Raw genomic sequence first — 21,775 nt, 5'->3', positions numbered from 1 at the left:
TGTGGCAAGGCAAAAAGAGGCAGGCGCCGGTAATGCCGACGCCTGTGCATCAAGCTGCGCTCACGTACCCCAGACCTTTTGCGCCTTGGGTGCTTCGCTGAGGATCGCATCGACCGCCGCCCCTAGTTCAGCGACCTGCCATCGCGCCCCCTTGTCGCGGGTGACGCCGGTACGCCAGCCATCACCGAGGGAGATCCGGCCGCCCTGGCTCTCGAACAGCTGGCCACTGACATGTCCGGACGCCTCACTGCCCAGCCATACCACCAAAGGTGCGACGTTCTCCGGCGCCCAGGCGTCGAAGCTGTCGTCCTCGGGCTTCTTGACCATGTCCGGCATTGCGCTTTCGGTCATCGCCGTACGCGCCGCCGGGGCCAGGGCGTTGGCGGTGACGCCATAGCGGGCCAGTTCCGCCGCCTGCACCAGGGTCAGGGAAGCGATACCGCCTTTGGCCGCTGCATAGTTTGACTGCCCGATCGAGCCCTGCAAACCGGCGCCGGAACTGGTATTGATAATACGCGCCGCCACCCGGATACCGGCCTTCGCCTGATCGCGCCAGCGCCGGCCGAGGATGTTGGCCAGGCAGTAATGCCCCTTCAGGTGCACGCGCATCACCATGTCCCAGTCCTCTTCCGACAGGCTGATGAACATGCGGTCACGCAAGACCCCGGCGTTGTTGACCAAAACATGCACTTCGTCGAACGCCGCCAATGCAGCATCGACGATGCCTTGAGCGCTGCTCAGGGTGGTGATGTCGCCATCGTTGGCGATTGCTCGGCCACCCTGGGAGCAAATCTCGTCGACCACTGCCTCGGCGGCCTCGCGACGAATGTCATTGACCACCACATTGGCGCCTTCGGCGGCAAATGCCAACGCATACGCGCGGCCCAGCCCGCCACCGGCACCGGTGATGATCGCAGTACGACCTGCACAGATTCCCATAGGATATTTTCCTGTTGTTGAGTGTGGGTAGCTTCAAAGCCGTTCGATGATGCTAACGTTGGCCTGGCCGCCGCCTTCACACATGGTCTGCAGGCCATAACGCCCGCCGGTGCGTTCAAGCGAATGCAGCAAGGTGGTCATCAAGCGCGCACCGGTAGCGCCCAGCGGGTGGCCAAGGGCGATGGCGCCGCCATTGACGTTGGTGCGAGCCGGGTCGTAATCGAGCTCCTTGGCCCAGGCCATGACCACCGAGGCAAACGCTTCGTTGATTTCCACAAGGTCGATATCAGCCATGCGCAGGCCAGCCTTCTTGAGCGCCGCACGGGTGGCTGCAATCGGTGCCGTGAGGTGCCAGATCGGGTCGTCGCCGAGCACCGACAGGTGATGAATACGCGCCCTGGGGGTCAGGTTGTAGCGCTTGAGCGCCGCCTCCGATACCACTAGCAAGGCCGCGGACGCATCGCAGGTCTGGCTCGATACGGCGGCTGTGATCGACGGGAACTCAGCGCTCACAGGCTCCAGGCTGGCCATTTTCTCCAGGCTGCTGACCCGCGGCGTTTCATCAAAGGCCAGGCCTTCACAGGCAACGATCTCGCGGGCGAAATAGCCGGCTTCTGCAGCCGCCAAGGCGCGACGATGGCTTTCCAGGGCAAACACTTCCATGTCTTCGCGGCTGATCTGCCAGTGATCGGCGATGCGCTGTGCGGCGTAAAACTGATTGACCGGCTGCTGCCCAAAGCGCGCCTGCCAGCCTTTGCTGCCGGAAAACGGGTCACTGAAGCCCAGCGGTTGGCCAGCGAGCATCGCCGACGAGATCGGGATCTGGGTCATGGTCTGCACACCACCGACAGCCACCACCTCCTGCATGCCACTCATCACCGCTTGCGCGGCAAAATGCAGCGCCTGTTGCGACGAACCGCACTGCCGGTCGACCGTGGTGCCCGGCACGTTCAGCGGCAAGCCGGCAGCCAGCCAGCTGGTGCGAGCGATGTCACCCGCCTGCGAGCCGATGGCGTCGACACACCCGAAAATCACGTCGTCATACGCGTGGGCAGGAATGGCGTTGCGTTCGACCAGCGCTTTCAACACATGCGCGCCCAGGTCAATGGCATGCACGTGGGCCAGACTGCCTTTGCGTTTGCCCGTGGGGCTGCGCAGGGCATCGACGATATACGCTTGGGGCATGGCTCAGTCCTCGAAGGTGGCGCCCGGCCCAAGCCGGGCTTCATCGCTGAGCACATAGGCGGCGACGCGGGTTTTATGGGTGGCACGGTCGCCCCAGGACGGGTCCAGCGACCACACGCGCTTCATGAACATCTGCAGGTCGACCTCCCAGGTGTAACCCATGGCACCGTGCACCTGGATACCGTGGCGCGCCGCCAGCCAGCTGGCGTCGCAACAGGCCAGCCTGGCCTGCGATACATAGACATCGGCGCGGCGATCCCCCTGCGCCAAGGCATAGGCCGCGCGATACAGCACAGGTTTGGCGAATTCGATCTTGCTGGCGATATCGGCCAGGTGATGCTTGACCGCCTGAAAGCTGCCGATCGGCTTACCAAATTGCTTGCGCTGGGCCACGTAGTCCACCGACAGGTCGAGGATTCGCTGGGCCAGGCCGAGCAGTTGCCCGGCAACCGACAAGGCGCCGCGGTTCAAGGTATCGGCCCACAAGGCCCGCCCCTGTTCGCCGCCGATCAGCAAGGTGTCGCGTGTTGGCTGCCAGCTCACCAGGCCCAGGCGCCTGGAGGCATCGATACTGGCGTTGGCCTGCACATCGACCTGCGCGCGCGGCACCGCATGCACCTCATCGCCCTGGGCAAGGATCAGCCACTCTGCCAGCGGTGCATCAGGCACCAACGGGTTGATCGGGTGGCCGATAGCCAGGCGCACGCTGCCATCGGCGATGCGCGGCAGCAGGCGGGCTTTGACCGGGCTGTCGTCTGGCAGGCCGTTGAGCAGCCCGGTGACCACATAAGCCGTGTCGGCCAGCGAGTCCGGGATGGCGTAGTAGCCCAGCTCCTGGGTCATCAGTGCCCAGGCCACATCGTCCATGCCCAGGCCACCGAACTGTTCGGGCACCGACAATGCCGTCAGGCCCTGTTGGGCTATCTTGTTGCGCAAGTCAGCGGAGCGGCCTGTATCGGTTTCCCAGATCTCGCGCAGCATTTCGGGCGCCGCCTCGGTCATCAGGAAACGGCTGATGGCTTCGCGAAACGTGAGCTGATCATCGGTAAAGGTAAAGTCCATGGCCGGCTCCTATTTCGGCAGGCCGAGCATGCGCTCGGCGATGATGTTGCGCTGGATTTCGTTGGTGCCGGCGTAGATCGGCCCGGCCTGGGCGAACAGGAAGCCATCAAGCCAGCCGCCTTCGACCGCTTGCGCAGCACTGCTCAACAACTCCCCGTGCGCACCCAGGATGCGCATGGCGGTTTCGTGCATCTTCAAGTCGAGCTCCGACCAGATGATCTTGTTGATGCTCGACTCGGCGCCGATTTGCGCGCCACGGCTCAAGCGCCCGACGGTGTGATAGGACGACAGCGCGTAGCCTTCAGCGCCCAGCCAGGCCTCGACAACCGCTTCGCGGATGCTCGGGTCGCGGTCGGCGCTCTGGCGGTTGGCGTTGTACAGCTGTATCAACTTGCGCGCCGTGGCCTGGAAGCGTGCCGGCGAACGCAACAGCAAACCTCGTTCAAAGCCGGCGGTGGCCATCGCCACATGCCAGCCCTGGCCTTCGGCACCAATGCAGTTTTCAACCGGCACGCGCACGTCGTCGAAAAACACTTCGGCAAAGGTGTTCTTGCCGTTCAGCGCCTTGATCGGCCGGATGGTCACGCCCGGGGCATCGAGCGGCACCATCACGAACGACAAGCCGTTGTGCCGGGTCGAGGCCGGGTCGCTGCGGAACAGGCCAAACAGCCAGTCGGCAAACAGTGCGCGGCTGGACCAGGTTTTCTGCCCGTTGAGCACATAGTGATCGCCATCACGGATGGCCTTGCTGGTGATCGCGGCCATGTCGGAGCCGGCATTGGGCTCGGACCAGCCCTGGGCCCACATGTCGACACTGGACGCCATGCGCGGCAGGAAGCGCTGCTTCTGCGCCTCGGTACCGAACTCCATCAACGTTGGGCCGAGCAGCAGCTGACCGTTCTGGTTGATACGCATCGGTGCGTCTGCGCCGTAGTACTCTTCCTCGAAAATCAGCCACTCGATCAGGTCGCAACCGCGCCCGCCGTAGGCCTTGGGCCACATGACCATCGACAGGCGCTGCTCGAACAGCTTCGCCTCCCAGGCCCTATGCTGCTCGAATCCTTCCCGGGTGTCGTAGTTGGCCAGCGGCGTAGTCGGCTGATTGGCCGCCAGCCATTCACGCACTTCCTCACGGAAGGCCTTCTGTTTGGGGGTATAAGCTAGTTCCATGGCACTCTCTCAGAACTTGGCGTCGCGTTTTTCGACGAAGGCGCGGCGGGTTTGCGCAGAATCCGGACTGGTGTAGGCCTGCAGGGTCAGCCCCTGCTCCCAGCGGTATTTGTCTTCCAGGTTGCCGTCCTCGATACCGTTCAGGGCTTCCTTGGCGATACCGATCATCACCGGGCTCTTGGCAGCGATTCTGGCGGCAATCTCCAGCGCGGTTTCGCGCAGCTGCTCTTTGGGCACCACGCGCTCGATGAAGCCATACTGCGCAGCCTCGGCGGCGCCGATCTTGTCGCCGGTGAAGAACAGATAACGAACCTTCTGCACCGGGAACAAACGCTGCAGGTGCGCGCCGCCGCCCATGGCCCCACGGTCAACTTCGGGCAAGGCAAAGGTGGCGCACTCTGAGGCCACGACAATGTCGGCAGCACCGGTAATGCCGACGCCACCACCGAGGACGAAGCCGTGCACGGCGACGATGACCGGCACAGGGTTGCGATGCACCGCCTTGAACGCCGCATAATTACCGGCGTTGACCGCTACGATGCGTTCGGGGTGGGCGTCCAGTTCCTTGATGTCGACACCGGCGCAGAAACCACGGCCTTCGGCACGGATGACGATTACCCGGACGTCGGGGTTGGCGCCCAGGGCTTCGACCTGATGGGCCAGGTCCATCCACTCCTGGCTGCCCAGGGCATTGACCGGCGGTTTGGCCAGCACCAGCTCGGCAATGCCCGCCTCGATCTGTGTGGTAAATGCTTGACTCATGAGGGTGTTCTCCAAAGTTCGGCAGGCTGATGCTCGCTACGGCAGGCCAACAGGGCTTCCAGGCAGCGTTCGGCTTCCTGGGCAATTTCTTCGATCACTTGCTGGCAACTCTTGAGTTCGCCAATGGCGGCGGCTACCTGGCCGCTGGGCAGAATGCCTTCGTCCGGAACACCGTCGATCATCGAACGCTGCAGCAGTACCGGCTGGTTGGCGGCCATCAGCGTTTGCGACAGCGCGCCGGGGTCTTCCTTGAGTGCCTGGCGCAGCACACCGAACAGATGGCTCAGGCTCATTCCGGTTTGCTGCTTCCATTTCCAGGCGCTGCGCAACGCGATGCACAGGCGCCCGAAAGACCCGGCCTGCTCCAGGCGGTTGATAAACGGGTTCTCGATCATGCGGTGGCGCATGCCATCTACCGCCGTGGTCACCCGCACCCGTTGCGGGTCGTTGACCTCGAGGTAATGCACCAAGGTGCTCGACGGCGTAGGCGAGTCCCGGGTCATCAAAAAGCGCGTGCCCATGGCAATACCCACAGCGCCGGTCGCCAGCGCGCCGGCAAGGCCTCTGCCGGTGGAGTAACCACCTGCGGCGATTACCGGGACCGACACCGCCGCGAGCACCTGGGGCAACAGGATCGAACTGGGCACACCACCGGTATGCCCGCCGCCCTCGCCGCCCTGGATGGTGATCATGTCCGCGCCCAGCTCCACCGCCTTCAGGGCGTGTTTGAGTGCACCCACCGTCGGGATGCACAGCACCCCGGCAGCCTTGAAGCGGGCGATGGTCTGTTTGTCCGGGCCACGTCCGTAACTGACCGCCCGCAAGCGGTAGCGAATCGCCAGGTCAACGCATTGGGTCGCGTTTTCCTGGAACATATGGAAGTTCAGGCCGAAATTGCTGCCACCGGTGGCGGCAATTACCTTGTTGATCTCGCCTTCCAGGGCATCGGCCGCAATCGTGGCCCCGGCCAGAAAACCGAAACCACCGGCGCGGGTTGTGGCAATCACCAGGTTGGCGTCTGCCACCCATCCCATGGCGGTCTGCACGATCGGGTAGCGGCAGCCCAAGGCTTCGGTCAGTGGCGTACACAACCAGCGGCTCATGCCTGCTCTCCACTGGCGGCAGCCTTGTTGGCCTGGGCCATGGCCTTGGCATCGAAGCCGCCCAGCTTGTCACCCGACAGCAGTTCGTTGTGGGCATGGGCGAAGTGGTGCCAGGCAAAGGCGGCGTCCATCGCCGTGCGTTTACCCTGCAGATCCTCGACGTGGTTAATGGCCTGCTTGGTCAGCGCAAGGCCCATTCGCGGCTGCCGGGCAATACCGGCCGCCAGCGCATAGGTGCCCTGCTCCAGTTCCTCACGGGGCACTACCCTGTTGACCATGCCCATCTGGTAGGCACGCTCGGCACTCATGCGATCGCCGGTGAACAGAAACTCCTTGGCGATGCGTGGGTTCAGTTCATACGGGTGGGCAAAATACTCCACCCCCGGAATGCCCATACGTACCACGGGGTCCTGGAAAAACGCATCATCGCTGGCCACGATCAGGTCGCACACCCAGGCCAGCATCAGCCCACCGGCCACACACGCACCCTGGACCATGGCAATGGTCGGCTTGGGCAGCTCACGCCAGCGCCGGCACATGCCCAGGTACACCTCTTGCTCGCGGGCATACAGCTGCTCGGCGCCGGGCTTGTTGGTGTGATCCCACCAGAGGTGTGCACGCTCGAACGGTTTGTTGATATCGCGCCCGGGCGTGCCAATGTCATGGCCGGCCGAAAAATGCTTGCCCGCCCCGCGCAGTACAATGACCTTGACCGCATCATCGTTGACAGCCTGGCGCAGCGCCGCATCCAGCGCATACGTCATCTGCGAGTTCTGCGCATTGTTGAAGCCTGGCCGGTTCATGGTCAGCGTGGCGATACCCTCTGCCACGCTGTACAACACCGGTTCCTGCGTTTCGTACACCGAGTGGTCTGCACGCTCGACGAATTCACTGTCAGGGCTGTTCATGCTCATGTCCCTCGCCTTACGCCAGGCGTATGCCAGCCGGGTTGCCCTTGATCGCCGAACTGCGCAGATCATGGGGGTCGAGCCGACGGATCAGCGCCAGTTGCTCAGGCGTCGGGTGTACGGTTTCTTTCAGCGACGCTGACTTGAGCAGCGGGAAACCGGTGTTTTCCTGCACCTGCTCAAAGCTCACCCCCGGGTGCAGGCTGCGCACCTGCACCGCGCGGTCCGGGCCGTCGAAATCCATCACACACAAGTCGGTGATGATCAGGCGGATGTCCATCAGGTCGCGACGTACGCCTTTTGGCCAGCGGTCGGCCTTGAAACCGACACCGGAGACCATGTCCACTTCGCCGCTGACGAACACGCGGGTGTTATGGTTGGGTACAAAGAACGAGTTGATGTGATTGATGCTGTTGCCGGGCAAGCCGCGCACACCCAGCATTGCGGCCTTGGGCTTGTGGTAATCGCCCACGCAAGAAAGGTTGCTCTGGCCCCAGCGGTCGATCTGCGTCGGGCCGATCATGGCGTGACGGCGGCCACCCCAGACGCACTTGAACACCCGTTCGAAGGTCAGCGAGCCCGAATATTTGGGCACATGATCGCCACGCGGCCCCAACGGGATCGGTTCTTCGACCAGGTAGGCCTCGCTGTCGGTCATCAGCAGTTGCGGGCTGTGGCTGAGTTTGGCCAGGCTGGCGCCCAGGCGCGGGATCACGCCCAGGCCCGAGGCGATCAGCTCGCCGTTGTCACGCCAGGCTTCGCTGGCCGCGACAATCATCAGTTCCGCGAGGGTGAATTCACAGGTAGTCGACATTTTCATCCTCCTCAGAATACTGGCAGGGCCAGGGAGCCCATGCGTTCGGCACCGCCGTTCTGCTCTTGATAAGCCCGCTCACCGGCCGCCACATACTGCGCAACATAGGCCTGCCAGCCGCCCTCTTCACCGGCACTGGCGGCATAGCGTTTGAGGTGGCTCAGGTCCCAGCCATACTCGGGCTGGCAGGCGGTCGGGTGGGCGCCGAACGGTGCATGGATCACGCCACTGACCAGGTACCGCTCAAAGGTGTTGCAGCGTGCCTGTTCGGTGGTCAGTTCCAGTCGTTCGTGCAATTGCTCGCAAGACACGAAGCACTGCTGGGCCGCGCGAGCGAACAGGTGGTCGAAATACGGGTCTGGGCCGGTCACCAGGGTGTTGCCCAGGCGGTCGGCGACGTTGACGTGGACAAACGCCACGTCCAGGTTCAGGGCGGGCATGGCCAGCAGCACTTCACCGTCGTCATACGGCGACTGGATGGTTTTAAGTTCAGGGTTCAACCGTGTGACATCGGTGGCCAGGCCGCAGCGGGTCGGTAGAAACGGCAAACGCATGGCCGCTGCACGCAGGCCCCACTGGAACATGCCTTCATCCACCTCTAGCAACTCCAGGCCACCGGCTTCGCGGGCTTTGCGGTAATAGGGTTCCAGCGGAATGGCATCGAGGGTGGCAAAGCCGAACACCAGCTTCTTGACCTTGCCCGCCGCACACAGCATGCCCACTTCCGGGCCACCGTAGGCGACCACGGTCAGGTCCTTGACGGGGGACCGCAGAATCTCGCGCACAACCGCCATCGGCTTGCGCCGTGGCCCCCAGCCGCCGAAGCCGATGGTCATGCCATCGCGCAGGTGCGCCACGGCATCGGCCGCCGTCATTTGCTTGTTCATTGCACATCTCCTTGCTGTTGGCCGACGGAAAAGTCATGCCCCCACAGGCTTACCCGGGTAAATTCGAAGGCCGAGTGCTCAGCCCAGTCCACTTGCAGGCCGCCGTAGCCGTACTCCAGGTCGAAGCCGGACGGGGTCTTCATGTAAAACGAGGTCATCCGGTCATTGAGGTGCTGACCGAGGGTCGCCGACAGCGGCACGTGATGGGCCAGGCGCCGGTCATGGGCGCGGCCCACTTCAGTCATCGAACCCACTTCCACCATCACGTGCACGCAGCCTGAAGGCACCGCGTACTCCGCCAGCGCCAGCGAGTGATGGCGGCTGTTGCGGCAATGCAGGAAGTGAATGCGGATTGGCGGTGCTGCCGGGTCGGGGCGAAAGTTGAAGATGTCCGACAGCTCGAAGCCCAGCACGTCCTTGACGAAGGCCAGGGTCGCGTCAAAGTCCGGGGCCGGCAACACGGTATGGCCCAGGCCCATGTCGCCGGTGACAAAACCCGGTACGCCTTGCGGCGAAATGAACGGCAGGCAATCGGAACGGTGCCCCCAGCTCAACTCGTGGCGGTTGCCGGAGGGGTCCAGGACACTCACCAGTGCCTGTACGCCACGCTGCTCGATCTCGGCGGCAGAACCTGCTTGCCAGCGCACACCGTTTTGCTCCAGTGCCTGCAATGCGGCGTTGAATGCCCGCTCGCTGGCCAGCTCCCAGCCTGAGGCCAGGTACCCTGCCTTGGCGCCTTCGACGATGAGCATGCGAAACGGCCGATCGTCCATCTTCACGTACAGTCCGCCACTGGGCGCGGGCACCACCATCATGCCCAGCACGTCTTCGGCATAACGTTGCCACTGACTGAGGTTTTCGATTTGAGCGACAAAGTAGCTCAGCCCCCGGATATCCATCATGCCCTGCTCCTCAATGACTGGACCGTTGTTGGTCTTCATTGTGCTGAGGGCAGGCCTGGTGCTCATCGTCCGTTGAGACTAAGCAGTTGATCTATCGGGAGTACTGAAATGCAGGCGGTGGAAACAGGCTTGCCCCGCGACAGTGATGCGCAGGCACAACGCATCGCATCGCATCGCAGGGCAATCTCGCGCCTTCGGAGGGGTTACATGTACAGGATTACCAGGTCGTTGATGACCGAGGGCCGATCACTGCCGACGACGTGGGTATTCACCTCCAGGGTCAACTGGGTGCCGCGCTTGACCCGCGCCACCTGCTTGACCCTGGCCCGTGCATGAACCCGCGAGCCCGCCGGCACCGGCGCCGGGAAGCGCAGGCGGTCGGAGCCGTAGTTGACCATGGTGCTGAAACCGGTGATCTCATAACCCAGCGCCAGCTTGAGCCGCGACTGCAACACCTGTACCAGCGCGCCGTGGGCAATGGTGCCGCCAAACGGGCTGTCCTTGCGTGCACGCTGCGGATCGGTGTGAATCCAGTAGTCATCACCCGACAGCGCGGCGAAGGCATCGATCAGTGCCTGATCGATGACAATCTGGTTGCTCCAGGGGCTGAAGGTTTCATTGACCAGGCTCTGCAGTACCACCTCATCATCCATGGCGACCAAGCGCACAGATGCTGCTTCACCCTGCTCCGGCGGTTGCGCCTGAGGCACGCCGTTGTAGCGCTGTAGCGCCGTGCTGTCCTGGTCCGGACCGGTAAAGCGCAGTAAACGCGTACCCTTGGCGTCGACTTCGGCAAACACCGGTTTGAGCCGCATGCCGATGCGGATCTGATCCTCTGCAAGCCCCACCAGGGTGGTGTTGATTCGCACGCCTTCGTCCAGTTCGATGACGGCCAGCTTTTGTGGCATCTCATCGGCAAAATCCGGCAACGTGGCAATGCGTGCCACGGTGAAGCTGTACAGGGTGGCGCTACCACTGACTTCGCGCCAGCTCAGGTCATGGGCCAGGCACTGCGGGCAGTGCCTGCGCGGGTAGAAGACCCAGTGTTCACAAGCATTACACTGTTGTATCAACAGGCGCTGTGCCTTCAGGCCTTCCCAGAACGGCGCGGAAATTTCAGTCGGCACCGGCATTGGCTTATTGTTCGACATGCGGGTCATGCTCCCTGAAGTATCAACGCGGCCTGCTCACTCATCACGCCACCGGTGCCGGACACGTAGACAGCGTCGCAGCGTTCAAGCTGGCGCTCCCCCGCCTCACCGGTGATCTGCGTGACAGCCTCGATCACCTGTGACATGCCCCCGGCAGCGCCGGCCTGGCCGAAACTCAACTGGCCACCGTGGGTGTTCATGGGGAAATCGCCGCGCCAGGTCAGGTCATGCTCGCGAACAAACTGCATGCCCTCACCCTTGGCACAGAAGCCGGCGTCCTCCAGGGTCAGCAACGCGGTAATGGTGTAACAGTCATAGATCTGCGCCGCATCGACATCGCCCGGTTTGAGCCTGGCCATCTCGAAGGCGCGGCGCGAAGCAGGCCCAATCGGGGTGTTGAGCATGTTCTGGGCATACGAAGGTGACTTGAACGCCAGGTGCTCACCGAAGCCTGTGATGAATGCCGGGCGCTTGCGTGCACGTGCGGCCACTTCTTTGGAGGCAATGATCAATGCCGCGCCACCGGCCACCGGCATGACAATCTCGAGTACGTGCAAAGGATCAGCCACACGCTTGCTCGCCAGCACCTGCTCGATCGTCAACGGCTGGCCATGGAACATCGCCTGGGGGTTGGCCAAGGCATTGGTACGTTGATCAACGGCAATCTTGGCCATGGCCACCGGGTCGTAACCGTACTGCGCGGCGTAGCGCTGGGCGATCATGGCGTAGCCGGTGTTCTGGCCCATGTGGCCGTAAGGCAGATCGAACTCCGCCTCTGGCGCGCCAAAGGCGGTACTGTGACCGCCGTAACGCATGGCGCGGGCCATTGCCCCGGGATCTTCGTCGGGGCCCATCGGCGCCAGGCGCGCCGGCATCACACACAGCACCGCCTGGCACAGGCCCAGCTCGATCGCCGCGGCCGCGCGCCAGACCATACCCACTGCGGTACAACCACCAAGGTCGACCACTTCGGCGAAATTAACAGACAAACCCAGGTATTCAGCGGCCATGGCCGGCACGAACACCGAAGCTTCGTGGAAGTGCGGGCCATTGATCACCAGGCCATCGAGGTCGTCGGCACGCAAGCCGGCGTCGTGCAGCGCCTGCGCTGCCAGGTCGGCCACTTGCTCAAGATGGAACATTCGCGGCGCTGTGGCGTACTTCTCGGGTTTGTATTGCGCGGCGCCGACAATCGCCGCATGACCTTTAAGACCCATGTATCCCCCACTCGAAGGCTGTGTGCTTGAGGTTTTTGTCTTGCGACCATGCCACAGGTGCCGTGGCGAGTGATCGTCCATTTTGACTAGAACAGCGGCCAGCGTCAGGGTTGACTCACACCTGACGCCGGCGCGCTAATCAGAAGCTGTATTTGACCGAGAATGTACCGTAGTCGCGGTCTGCCAGCAGGCGCTTGACCGGGTCAGCGTCGCCCAGGTAGCCGGTAACCCGCAGGGCGACTTCCAGGTTGCCCAGGTACTTGAAGGTGGCGCCCAGGCTCAACCGGCGATCACCCTGCAACCCGGAGATGGTCCCGGCCATCGGCGTGGCACCACTGAACACGTTGGAGAAGTTCACCGGCACTTCCAGGTCCCAGCCTTCGAACACGCCCGGGTAGCTGAAAGACGCACCCAGGGTGTAGGCACTGGCAGTCTTGCTGCGCCAGCCAGTCGAGGTCTTGTAGGTGTAGTCGTCGGACGGTTGCACCAGCGGCCGCATGGACGGAATCAGGCTGTTGCCTAAACCCAGCAGGTTCGGCGCGGCCGAGGCTTCGTCCACGCTGTCGACACGCACATGCACGATCTCGGCGGTAAGCGAGGTCTGGCTCGCCCAAGGCCGGTCACCCAGAATACGGATCGCCGACAATTGCATTTGCTGGCCCTTGCCACGCGCAGGCGTGGGGCCAAGGCCGGTGTTGACCATCACTGGAGCACCGTCGCGATACGACCACTCGCCACCGATCTGGGTCTCGCCGATTTTGGTCGAGGCACTGATCCCGGTCAGCTTAATGTCTTCAAAGTAGGTAATGCGGTAGCCATCTGGCGTGCCGAAGAACACGCCTGGCCCGGCCGGGACGGCCCGGTAACCCACCAGGGCAGTGGCTGGGTTCTTGTCATGATAATTGACATGAAACAATGACAGTTCCAGGGCGGGCACGGGTCGAAAGCGTATCTGAGCCCCCCACTGACCGCTGTCACGCGGTTCATCGGTGCCCTGGTAGTTGATGCGCGTACCATTGGCCCCGATGAGAAATTCTCGTCCTGGCCCGACCACATCGCTGGTGGACAGGTAGCTGCCCACCGGCGGCAATTCCGTGCCCATCCATTCGTATTGCACGTAAGCGCCCAAGGTCCACTGCGGGTTCAAGCGATACGACGCCGACACCTGGCCGACCGGCAACAGCACTTCCTTGACCTCGACCCCGGGCTGCGCGGCCTTGACCGCATCGGACGGGTTCTGTACACCACTGACGCCGGGGTAGAACAAGCTTTCGCCCCACGACTCGATATGGCGCCCGGCCTTCACATCGAGCATCGAACCATTGTCAAAGCGCCAGCCGCTGAACACATAAGCATCGAGGAACTTGCTGCGCCCGCCGCTGTAATATTTGGTGTCGCTGGTGAACTCGTTATGGTCGCCAGCCTTGTTGACCGTGCCCGGTGAGTCGTTGTCGTTGGAACGATGGTAAACATCATCGTAGAAGGTACTGGCGCGCAGCACCCCGCCGTAGTTGTCCTTGCGCACGATCATCTCGGCCAGGGCGCCGATCCGGTTGGTCACCAGGCTGCCCTTGTCGAAGTTGCGATCGCCATCATCGGCGTTGGGTGTCAACAGTTTGCTTGACGGGTTCGACAGGCGAACCCCCAGGCCGTAGCTGGTGGTCACCGTCCAGTCGATTGTCGTGCCGTTGTCGAACTCGATCGTTTCACCAGACCATGCGGGTGTGCAAACCAATGCGGTTGCCACCACCAGACCCGATAATTCGAAACCCGATACAGCTGGGCCAGCACCATATTTGTTGTTTTTATTAGTCACACTGCCTCTCCGATTAACGACCTGACGGTCGCGCAAAAGTGCAAGAACACCACTCGTTAGCCTCAGCCCACTCACAGCTGCCCTAGCACCGACTGAACGTTGACACCCTCGGGCGTGCGCCCGTAGCGGAACACGCCGGCTGTTTCTTCACGCACCAGTTGCCCCTGCGCAATCAGGTAATTGACATGCGCCAGGGTCTCGCCAATCGCCATCAATTCATCGAAGCGCCCCTTCACCTTCGGAAACAGCTCGGCCATCAGCTCCACGGCACTGCGCGGCGCGGTGCAGGCGGCCAACAGTTGCTGCAAGTGCCCCAGGTGGTGCGCGCGCAGTTGATCAAGGCGCAGATGCAGGTTGTAAAACGGCCGTTCATGCGCCGGTAGCACCAGCACGCTATCGGGCACCTCCCGCAAGCGCTCGACCGAATCCAGCCAGTCGCGCAATGGGTCGGCATCGGGCTCGGTGACCTGCACGCAGACACTGGAGGTGATGCGCGGCAGCACCTGGTCACCGGAAATCAACAGGCCGTCCTCGGCGCAGTACAGGCAGGCATGTTCGGGCGAATGGCCGCGGCCGATCAGGACCTGCCAACGGCGCCCGCCTATCACCAGTTGTGTGCCTTCACTCAGGCGCCGGAAACTGGTGGGCACCTCTGGCCGAAAGTGCGCGGAGCCCAGCAACGGGAACAATGCTGCGGTCTGTTCCTGGTTGAAGCCTGCGCGCTGGTAATGCTGGTAAAACGCCCAGCTAGTGCTGGTGTCACCTGGCGCGCGCAGCTGGTGCATCGCCTGATATTCACTGGCGCTCATGAACACCGGGCAGCGGAAGCGCTCGGTCAACCAGCCGAGCACCCCGACATGGTCCGAGTGAAAGTGCGTGCAGATCACCGCCAGCAGCGGCAAACCACCCAACACCGTCACAAACAGCGCTTCCCAGATGTCGCGGGTCTGCGTGTTGTTGAGCCCGGTATCGACCGCCACCCAGCCCTCGCCGTGGCGCAGCAGGTACAGGTTGATGTGGTCAAGCCCGAACGGCAGCGGCATGCGCAGCCACAACAGCCCTTCGGCAACCTGCTGAACCTCGCCATTGGCTGGTGGCTGCGGCCAGGGGAAGCGCAGGCCTGCGCGCCATTCGTGCCCCTGGGCATCCAGGCTACTCACTGACGTCACCCGCAAAAGCGGCCAGGCCAATGCGCCTTAGCACGTGGGTGCTGTACGGCACATAGCTGCGGCTGCTTTCGTCACGGATGAACAGCGGGTCGCTGAACGCCGTCGGCGCGTAGCCCTGGCGCTGCAGGTCGACCTTGCGCAATTTGAAGGTGCTGGTCAGGTCAGCCGCCGCTGACACCCGCACGAACACCGGCGCCGCATAGCGTGGCAAACGCACCTCGGTCAGCGCATAGAACGCTTCAGGGTCAAATGGCTGGCCAGGCTGCATCAGCACCGCCGCCATGCCGGCGCGCCCCTCTTGCCCGGGCACCTGCACACCGTAGATGTTGATCAGCTCGAGCCCGGCAAAATCCCCCAGCGCAGCCGCCACCTCCAGGGTGGAGACGTTCTCGCTCTTCCAGCGAAAGGTGTCACCGATGCGGTCGATGAAGTACAGGTAGCCGTCTTCGTCATAACGCAGCAGGTCGCCCGAACTCCAATAGGCATCCCCTGGGCGCAAGACATTGCGGCGGATCTTGCTGTCGGTTGCCTCGGCCGAGGTGTAACCCTCGAAGCGGCCGCCGCCGATCTGCGGGTGGTCGATGATCAAGCCCAGGGCTTCACCCACTTCACCCACTTCGCAGAGCTGGTAAAAACCGTGCTCGTCGCGTGGATGGCTGTCGGTTTCAACGTCATAGCGCACCAGGCGCAGGTTGCTCTTGTCCCAGAACGGTATGCGCCCGCAGGCGCCCACATAGTTGTCGACGTTGACCACGTTGGTATTGGACTCGGTAGAACCCCAGCCCTCGAACACCTGGATCGGCCCGAAACGCTGCACCCAGTTCTGCCAGGTCTCGCGCGTCAACCCGGCGCCGAGCATGCAGCGCAGGCCATGGTCGCGTTCGCCGGCCGCCTTGGGCTGGTTGAGCAGGTAGCGGCAGATCTCGCCGATGTACTGGAACACGCTGATGCGGTGCTCGCGCACGTCCTTCCAGAATTCGCGGACGCTGAACTTGCGCCGCACCACGATCGCCGCACCTGTTTTCAGCGCGGTTGACGTCACTGAAGTGGCCGCTGCGCCGTGGTACAGCGGCAGGCAGCAATAGAACACATCGCCGGGCGTGGTCTGCAGAGTGACTTCCATGATGTCGCCCGTCGACATCCAGCGCATATGGCTGTAACGCGCGGCTTTCGGCAAACCGGTGGTGCCCGAGGTAAAGATCAGCAGGCTCGGCGACTCGGCGCGCAGGTCGGCACGCAGGTCACGCGGGAATGGCGTGCACGGGGCATTGGCCAATGCTTCGGCCAGGCCGGTGTCAACCTGTGCAGGCATTGCCCCGGCCCACGCTTGCTCGGCTTCTTCGACCAGCAACAGCGGCAGCGGCGGCAGGCCTTCGGTTGCCAGAACGTTGCCCAGCACTTCCTCGCCGACGAGCATCGCTTTGGCGTCGATTGCCTCCAGCGCGTGCACCAGCGGCCGGCCACTGACCTGGGTATTGACGAAGCCCACCACCACACCGAGCTTGACCAGGCCAAACCAGCAGCAGAAAAACGCCGGGCGGTTCTCCATGGCCAGCGCGCAGACATCGCCGGGGCGCAGGCCACGGGAATGAAATACGTGAGCCAGTTGGTCGGCCCGGGCGTTGACCTGGGCGTAGCTCAAGCGCTGATCGCCATAAATGACGAAAGGCCGCTCGCCGTGGCGTTGCGCCTGTTCTTCGAGGCGATCCGCCAGGGTATAGCGATCCGCAGGTTTGATCCGCGCGGCAGCTTCGGCCCGGCGATCAAGGATGGCCTGGGTTTGTTCGCGGGGCACAACCCCGCGATCAACACTGGACAGCAGGCTTGCGTTGTTATTGAAATTGTTCATCCCTACCTCCGATAAAACCGGCTGTTCATGCAGTCGCCTGGGCGTGGGTCGGATAATCCGAATAGCCAGGCGATCCTTTCGTATAGAGTGTCTTGCGGTCGAAACCGGCTAGGGGCAGGCCGGCACGCAGGCGTTCGACCAGGTCCGGGTTGCCGATAAAGTGGCGGGCGAACGACACTGCGGCGCCCTGCCCAGCTTCTATTGCCGCAGCGGCCGAAGGCCCGTCGAAACCGTCATTGAGGATCAACCCGCTGCTGCTATGGCTGCGCGCCAAGGCAAAGGCATCCAGTGTGGCCAGCGGCGAGCGCATGATGTGCAGGTAAGCCAGGCCAAGCGGCTCGACTTGCTCACACAAGGCTTGTGCAGTGCCGGCCGGGTCAGCGTCGCTGATGTCGTTGTAAGGGTTACCCGGGCACAAGCGAAAACCTACGCGCCCCGAGCCGATTGCCGCCGCCATCGCGGCCAACACCTGGGCCGGGAAACGCACACGGTTGGCTGCTGCGCCACCATAGCCATCACTGCGCTGGTTGCTGCCGGACGCCATGAACTGCATCGGCAGGTAACCACTGGTGCAATGCAGCTCGACCCCTTCGAAGCCGGCTTCGCGGGCGTTCAGGGCTGCGCGCCGGTATTGCTCGATCACGCGGTCAATGTCCTCAAGGCTCAACGCCTGAGGCTCATCGGTATCGACCAGGCCGGCCCCATCGCAGAACACCTGGGTGCGGGCGCGTATCGCCGATGGGGCGACGGTCCGTGCCCCCGCCGGTTTGTTTTGCCAACTGGCGGCGCGGCCCACGTGCATCAACTGCAACACCATGCGCCCGCCGGCATTGCTCACCGCGCGGGTGATCTGGCGCCAACCCTCGATCTGCGCGCTGTCGTAAATGGCCGGTGTGCGGCAATAGCCCAGCCCCTCGGCTGACGGTGCGGTGCCTTCGGCAATGATCAGCCCGGCACTGGCGCGCTGGCGGTAATAGTCGACCATTTCAGCTGTCGGCACGGCCTGTACGCTGGCGCGGCTGCGGGTCATCGGCGCCATGACAATGCGGTTGCTCAGCTCCAGCTCACCCAGGCGCAGGGGTTCAAACAATATGCTCATCGCGAGTCCTCAGCGCACACGAATCTTCGGTGCCGCAGCACCGCGTCGCAGGGTGGCTAGAAAGTGCTCAAGGGGCGCGGCCGGGGCAACATCAGGCAGTTGCTCCTTGTCCGGGCGCCGGGCCCAGAACTCGGCCCACGACGGGAACAGGTCGTGGAAGCTGCCGGCATAGGGTTCACGCCCTGGCCAGCGCATCTTTCGCTCGCCGATCGGCGGCTTGTTGAGGTCGCTGGCGTACCAGTAGCACGGCAGGCGGCGACGGAAGTACCAGCGGCCATCGATGCGCTGGTAGTCATCCCAATAAAGCATTTGCATGGTCACCCACTCGGGGCCGGTCTCATGCTCGTTCTTGGAATACACCACGCCAACAGCATTGTCGGCGTCAAGCAGTTCGATGATGTGCTGGCCCAGGTGATGCGAGGTACCGCTGAACTGATCGCGCAAGGTGGCATCGACCCACGCTTTCAGATGCGCACGGCCAGTCTTTTCGCGGCCAACGCGGATGTCTTCGGCAAACAGATTGACATGGGCATCGAGGTCGCGCATGTCCAGCGACAGCGAGTACTTGGCCGCCAATTGACGAATTTCCTCAATCGACTCAAGCCGGTCGATGCGTGCCAACAACGTGTTCGGTTCCATGCTCATCACTCCAGCACCGTGTAGAGTTCCGAGCTGCGCCCGCCATCCACCGGCACACACGCGCCGGTGATATAGGACGCTTCGTCGCTTGCCAGGAACAGAATCGCGTTGGCTACCTCCTGCGCCTGGCCGATACGGCGCAGCGGGATCAGTTTCTCGGTGTTGCCACGGGCCTTGGCGTCGGCCAGCATGCTCGCGGTTGCCGGGGTTTCGATGACGCCCGGGACCACCACGTTGCAGCGAATCCTGTTGGCCGCCCCTTCGCTGGCTGCAGCTCGGCTGAAGTTGATCACTGCGGCCTTGGCTGCCGAGTAGCCGGCCATCCAGGGCGTACCAAACAACCCGCAGATCGAGGCGATGTTGACGATGGCGCCGCCGCCTTGGGCTTTCATCAGCGCCATGGCCGTGCGCGTGCCCCAGAACGTGCCGTCCACGGTGGTGCGGAAGTTGGCGTGCCAGTCGCCCGTGCTGGTGCTGTCGATGGCACCCCAGGTGTAGGCCATGGCGTTGTTGACCAGGATGTCCAGGCGGCCATGCTGCTGCGCTGCGGCCTCGATTGCGCCGACAAAGGCTTGCTCGTCGCTGACATCGACGACCTGCCAATGGGCCTTGCCACCTGCTTCGCGAATGGTGCTGGCCACAGCTTCCAATGGCGCCTGATTACGCCCGCAGAGCACCACGGTGGCGCCCTCCTGGGCAAAGCGTCGGGCGGTGGCGGCACCAATCCCGGAGCTGGCGCCGGTAATGAAGGCGATCTTGCCTTGAAGTCGTGTGCTCATTGCCTGCTCCCGGTTCAAATGAAGGCCATGCCGCCGTTGACGGCGAGGTTCTGACCGGTGATGAAGCTGGCGTCGGAACTGGCCAGAAACACGGCGGCGCGGGCGATCTCATCGACCTCGCCCATACGGCCTAAGGGGATTGCCTTGAGCATGCCCTGCAGCCACTCATCGGGGATGTCGGCCATCATCGGTGTGTTGGTCGGGCCGGGCACCAAGGTGTTGACGCGGATGCCGCTGGCGGCCAGCTCCCGCGCCATGCTGCGGGTCAGCCCCATGACGCCGGCTTTGGCCGCGCAGTAATGGCTTGGGCCTTCGCCAGTCATCGCGGCGGTGCTGGAAATATTGATCACCACGCCCTGAATGGCGTGCTTTTGCATCAGCCGCACCGCTTCACGGCTGCACAGGAAGGTGCCCGTGAGGTTGACCCCAATGACCCGCTGCCAATGCGCGTCCGGGGTGTCGACAAAGCTGTCGACTGAACCGACACCGGCGTTATTCACCAGGATGTCGAGGGCGCCGAAACGGGCTTCCAGCCTGTGCATCGCCGCCGCCACCGAGTCGCTGTCGGCGACGTTGCACGCCAGCGCCAGGGCGTGCTCACCGAGCCCTTCGATCGTCTGCTCGGCAGCCTGCAGGTTGATGTCGACCGCCACCACCCGCGCGCCGGCCTCGGCAAAGCGCTGGGCAATCGCCCGCCCCATGCCTTGCCCGGCGCCCGTGATCAGGGCCACTTTGTTCGCTAACTTCATCGTTGATCTCCCGCAAGCCTTGGCTTCCCCGATCACCGGCACAACGCGCTGGATGATCGAGCACGGGACAAATCATTAACCCTGTACAAAACCGCAACATCGTCCGATAAGACTACGCAGCCGCGCTTGCCCGCTGTGCCGCAAGCAAGTGGTCTGAATGGACGATGTGCCCGAGCGTGATCGGCGCCACGCTCCTGCTCACTAGAACAAAACCGGGAGCACCCGTCGTGAACTCTTCCAACCGCGTTACCTGGCGTAGCCACTACGCACTGTTCGTGCTGGCCGTGATTTACATCTTCAACTACATCGACCGGCAGTTGATGGCGATCCTGATCGAGCCGGTCAAGGCGGAGTTCGGCATTTCCGACACGGGCATCGGCCTGCTCTCGGGGGTGACATTTGCGGTGTTCTATACCCTGTTCGGCTTCCCCCTGGGCCGGCTTTCCGACCGTATCGGGCCGAAACCGGTTATCGCCGCCTGCTGCATTGCCTGGAGTGTGATGACCATGGCCTGTGGCCTGGCCACCAGCTTCTGGCTGCTGGTGTTGGCGCGGATCGGCGTAGCCGTTGGTGAAGCGGGCGGCACGGCGCCTTCGGTGGCGATGATTTCGCAGCTTTACCCAGCAAAAAATCGCTCCACTGCGCTGTCCATCCTGATGCTTGGCTCAAGCTTCGGCGCCATATTCGGCCTCGGTTTTGGTGGCTGGATCGCCCAGCATTATGGCTGGCGCTCGGCGTTTGTGATCATTGGTCTACCGGGCATCCTGCTGGGGCTGCTGCTGTGGCTCACGGTCCGTGCGCCGAAAATTGCCAGCGAAGTGCATACCAAGGTCGAAGTCATTCAAGAAGGCTGGGCGAAGACGGTGGCCAAGCTGATGGAAACCCCATCGTTCCTTTGGCTGGTGCTGACCGGCGCGTCCAGCGCCATCGCCGGCTATGCGATTGGCACCTGGAGCCCGAGTTTCCTGATCCGCTCCCACGGTTTGAACCTGCAGGATGCAGGTTTTCTGGTCGGCGTAGTGGGCGGCAGCGGTGCCACCTTCGGCACTCTGGCCTGCGGCATAATCTCCGACCGCATGGCTCGCCGTGATGCCGGCTGGCAGATCGGCGTCCCGCTGCTAGCCACCCTGGTCAGTATCCCGTTCGCATTGGCGTACTTCCTTTGGCCAACCGGCATTCTGTTCCATCTGGGCAGCACCCCGGTGCCGACCGCATTCCTCTTCTATGCAGGCTTTGCCTTCTTTGGTACCTGGTGGGCGACCCCGTGCCTGGGCGCCGTCACACATTTGTTCCCGGCTGCGCGCCTGGCCCAGGCAACTTCAATCTTCGTCATGGCCATGACCCTGCTGGGTGTCGGCGTTGGCCCGCTGTTGATCGGCGTACTCAGCGATCTGCTCGCCCCGTCCCTCGGCACCGAAGCGCTGCGCTACGCCCTGGCCGCCTCCATTTCGATGCTGATGCTCTCGACCGTATTCCTGGGCATGGCCCTGCCCCGCTACCGCGCCCAACTGCAGCGATCGGCTGCACCGACTGCCACCCCTGAAAATGCCGTAACTGCCTGATCAATGGAGATTC

The 21,775-nt window shown here is 63.2% G+C and carries 20 protein-coding genes; 1 reads left to right on the top strand and 19 read right to left on the bottom strand.

Translation table 11 applies throughout. From position 1 onward, the window contains the following. Positions 1–60: 60 nt before the first annotated feature. The 19 genes from OZ911_RS14295 to OZ911_RS14205 all read right to left on the bottom strand — a co-directional run bounded on the left by OZ911_RS14295 (position 61) and on the right by OZ911_RS14205 (position 20,200). Positions 61–939 (bottom strand): SDR family oxidoreductase, encoded by an 879-nt coding sequence (locus OZ911_RS14295; protein ID WP_016486855.1) that lies wholly within the window; start codon positions 937–939, stop codon positions 61–63. 33 nt (positions 940–972) lie between these two features. Beyond that, entirely contained in the window at positions 973–2,124 is a 1,152-nt protein-coding gene (locus OZ911_RS14290; protein ID WP_023049055.1) for an acetyl-CoA C-acetyltransferase, read from the bottom strand. 3 nt (positions 2,125–2,127) lie between these two features. Then, a complete protein-coding gene (locus OZ911_RS14285) occupies positions 2,128–3,186 on the bottom strand; it encodes an acyl-CoA dehydrogenase family protein (RefSeq protein WP_016486853.1) in 1,059 nt (352 codons plus the stop codon). 9 nt (positions 3,187–3,195) lie between these two features. Beyond that, a complete protein-coding gene (locus tag OZ911_RS14280; protein WP_016486852.1) occupies positions 3,196–4,356 on the bottom strand; it encodes an acyl-CoA dehydrogenase family protein in 1,161 nt (386 codons plus the stop codon). A 9-nt stretch (positions 4,357–4,365) separates the two neighbouring features. Continuing rightward, the gene (locus OZ911_RS14275) at positions 4,366–5,118 is read right to left on the bottom strand and encodes an enoyl-CoA hydratase family protein (protein ID WP_016486851.1); all 753 of its coding nucleotides are present in this window, start codon (positions 5,116–5,118) and stop codon (positions 4,366–4,368) included. Then, the gene (locus OZ911_RS14270; protein WP_016486850.1) at positions 5,115–6,221 is read right to left on the bottom strand and encodes an NAD(P)H-dependent flavin oxidoreductase; all 1,107 of its coding nucleotides are present in this window, start codon (positions 6,219–6,221) and stop codon (positions 5,115–5,117) included. The genes OZ911_RS14275 and OZ911_RS14270 overlap by 4 nt, the downstream gene beginning before the upstream one ends. Next, the gene (locus OZ911_RS14265; protein ID WP_024717888.1) at positions 6,218–7,129 is read right to left on the bottom strand and encodes an enoyl-CoA hydratase; all 912 of its coding nucleotides are present in this window, start codon (positions 7,127–7,129) and stop codon (positions 6,218–6,220) included. The genes OZ911_RS14270 and OZ911_RS14265 overlap by 4 nt, the downstream gene beginning before the upstream one ends. Positions 7,130–7,145: 16 nt before the next feature. Further along, positions 7,146–7,943, bottom strand: a complete 798-nt coding sequence (locus tag OZ911_RS14260) for a CoA-transferase subunit beta (RefSeq protein WP_268968682.1) — start codon at positions 7,941–7,943, stop codon at positions 7,146–7,148. Positions 7,944–7,954: 11 nt separating this feature from the next. Further along, on the bottom strand, positions 7,955–8,830 hold the full coding sequence (locus OZ911_RS14255; RefSeq protein WP_023049054.1) for a CoA transferase subunit A: 876 nt from the start codon (positions 8,828–8,830) through the stop codon (positions 7,955–7,957). Then, on the bottom strand, positions 8,827–9,732 hold the full coding sequence (locus OZ911_RS14250) for a VOC family protein (RefSeq protein ID WP_060517742.1): 906 nt from the start codon (positions 9,730–9,732) through the stop codon (positions 8,827–8,829). The genes OZ911_RS14255 and OZ911_RS14250 overlap by 4 nt, the downstream gene beginning before the upstream one ends. A 203-nt stretch (positions 9,733–9,935) precedes the next feature. Then, entirely contained in the window at positions 9,936–10,883 is a 948-nt protein-coding gene (locus OZ911_RS14245) for a bifunctional OB-fold nucleic acid binding domain-containing protein/MaoC family dehydratase (protein ID WP_031312465.1), read from the bottom strand. 5 nt (positions 10,884–10,888) lie between these two features. After that, on the bottom strand, positions 10,889–12,100 hold the full coding sequence (locus tag OZ911_RS14240; RefSeq protein WP_024717891.1) for a thiolase family protein: 1,212 nt from the start codon (positions 12,098–12,100) through the stop codon (positions 10,889–10,891). A gap of 139 nt (positions 12,101–12,239) precedes the next feature. Then, positions 12,240–13,916: a DUF1302 domain-containing protein gene (locus tag OZ911_RS14235; protein WP_016486843.1), complete on the bottom strand. Its 1,677-nt coding sequence runs from the start codon at positions 13,914–13,916 to the stop codon at positions 12,240–12,242. Between the two features lie 71 nt (positions 13,917–13,987). Next, positions 13,988–15,076 carry an MBL fold metallo-hydrolase gene (locus OZ911_RS14230; protein ID WP_016486842.1) on the bottom strand — a complete coding sequence of 363 codons (1,089 nt, stop codon included), beginning with the start codon at positions 15,074–15,076 and terminating at the stop codon, positions 13,988–13,990. Continuing rightward, positions 15,069–16,934 carry a long-chain-acyl-CoA synthetase gene (locus tag OZ911_RS14225; RefSeq protein WP_016486841.1) on the bottom strand — a complete coding sequence of 622 codons (1,866 nt, stop codon included), beginning with the start codon at positions 16,932–16,934 and terminating at the stop codon, positions 15,069–15,071. Before OZ911_RS14225 ends, OZ911_RS14230 begins: the two co-directional genes overlap by 8 nt. Before the next feature lie 25 nt (positions 16,935–16,959). Then, positions 16,960–18,033, bottom strand: coding sequence for an alkene reductase (locus OZ911_RS14220; RefSeq protein ID WP_016486840.1), 1,074 nt, complete (start codon positions 18,031–18,033; stop codon positions 16,960–16,962). A gap of 9 nt (positions 18,034–18,042) precedes the next feature. Next, positions 18,043–18,672, bottom strand: coding sequence for a nuclear transport factor 2 family protein (locus OZ911_RS14215; protein WP_016486839.1), 630 nt, complete (start codon positions 18,670–18,672; stop codon positions 18,043–18,045). A 5-nt stretch (positions 18,673–18,677) separates the two neighbouring features. Beyond that, complete coding sequence (locus OZ911_RS14210) at positions 18,678–19,451, bottom strand: SDR family NAD(P)-dependent oxidoreductase (protein WP_023049051.1); 774 nt, start codon at positions 19,449–19,451, stop codon at positions 18,678–18,680. A gap of 14 nt (positions 19,452–19,465) precedes the next feature. After that, the gene (locus OZ911_RS14205) at positions 19,466–20,200 is read right to left on the bottom strand and encodes an SDR family NAD(P)-dependent oxidoreductase (RefSeq protein ID WP_016486837.1); all 735 of its coding nucleotides are present in this window, start codon (positions 20,198–20,200) and stop codon (positions 19,466–19,468) included. A gap of 227 nt (positions 20,201–20,427) precedes the next feature. Here OZ911_RS14205 and OZ911_RS14200 point away from each other — a divergent pair, with 227 nt between their 5' ends. Next, positions 20,428–21,762, top strand: a complete 1,335-nt coding sequence (locus OZ911_RS14200) for a spinster family MFS transporter (protein ID WP_023049480.1) — start codon at positions 20,428–20,430, stop codon at positions 21,760–21,762. Positions 21,763–21,775 lie beyond the last annotated feature (13 nt).

The organism is Pseudomonas fortuita (assembly GCF_026898135.2).
In the GTDB taxonomy this organism is placed as follows: domain Bacteria; phylum Pseudomonadota; class Gammaproteobacteria; order Pseudomonadales; family Pseudomonadaceae; genus Aquipseudomonas; species Aquipseudomonas fortuita.
This window is presented reverse-complemented; position numbering and strand designations above follow the sequence as displayed.

Bases quoted from the DNA above. Each gene is read 5' to 3' on its own strand.
- OZ911_RS14295 (WP_016486855.1), bottom strand. From the start codon at position 939: ATGGGAATCTGTGCAGGTCGTACTGCGATCATCACCGGTGCCGGTGGC.
- OZ911_RS14290 (WP_023049055.1), bottom strand. From the start codon at position 2,124: ATGCCCCAAGCGTATATCGTCGATGCCCTGCGCAGCCCCACGGGCAAA.
- OZ911_RS14285 (WP_016486853.1), bottom strand. From the start codon at position 3,186: ATGGACTTTACCTTTACCGATGATCAGCTCACGTTTCGCGAAGCCATC.
- OZ911_RS14280 (WP_016486852.1), bottom strand. From the start codon at position 4,356: ATGGAACTAGCTTATACCCCCAAACAGAAGGCCTTCCGTGAGGAAGTG.
- OZ911_RS14275 (WP_016486851.1), bottom strand. From the start codon at position 5,118: ATGAGTCAAGCATTTACCACACAGATCGAGGCGGGCATTGCCGAGCTG.
- OZ911_RS14270 (WP_016486850.1), bottom strand. From the start codon at position 6,221: ATGAGCCGCTGGTTGTGTACGCCACTGACCGAAGCCTTGGGCTGCCGC.
- OZ911_RS14265 (WP_024717888.1), bottom strand. From the start codon at position 7,129: ATGAACAGCCCTGACAGTGAATTCGTCGAGCGTGCAGACCACTCGGTG.
- OZ911_RS14260 (WP_268968682.1), bottom strand. From the start codon at position 7,943: ATGTCGACTACCTGTGAATTCACCCTCGCGGAACTGATGATTGTCGCG.
- OZ911_RS14255 (WP_023049054.1), bottom strand. From the start codon at position 8,830: ATGAACAAGCAAATGACGGCGGCCGATGCCGTGGCGCACCTGCGCGAT.
- OZ911_RS14250 (WP_060517742.1), bottom strand. From the start codon at position 9,732: ATGATGGATATCCGGGGGCTGAGCTACTTTGTCGCTCAAATCGAAAAC.
- OZ911_RS14245 (WP_031312465.1), bottom strand. From the start codon at position 10,883: ATGTCGAACAATAAGCCAATGCCGGTGCCGACTGAAATTTCCGCGCCG.
- OZ911_RS14240 (WP_024717891.1), bottom strand. From the start codon at position 12,100: ATGGGTCTTAAAGGTCATGCGGCGATTGTCGGCGCCGCGCAATACAAA.
- OZ911_RS14225 (WP_016486841.1), bottom strand. From the start codon at position 16,934: ATGAACAATTTCAATAACAACGCAAGCCTGCTGTCCAGTGTTGATCGC.
- OZ911_RS14220 (WP_016486840.1), bottom strand. From the start codon at position 18,033: ATGAGCATATTGTTTGAACCCCTGCGCCTGGGTGAGCTGGAGCTGAGC.
- OZ911_RS14215 (WP_016486839.1), bottom strand. From the start codon at position 18,672: ATGGAACCGAACACGTTGTTGGCACGCATCGACCGGCTTGAGTCGATT.
- OZ911_RS14210 (WP_023049051.1), bottom strand. From the start codon at position 19,451: ATGAGCACACGACTTCAAGGCAAGATCGCCTTCATTACCGGCGCCAGC.
- OZ911_RS14205 (WP_016486837.1), bottom strand. From the start codon at position 20,200: ATGAAGTTAGCGAACAAAGTGGCCCTGATCACGGGCGCCGGGCAAGGC.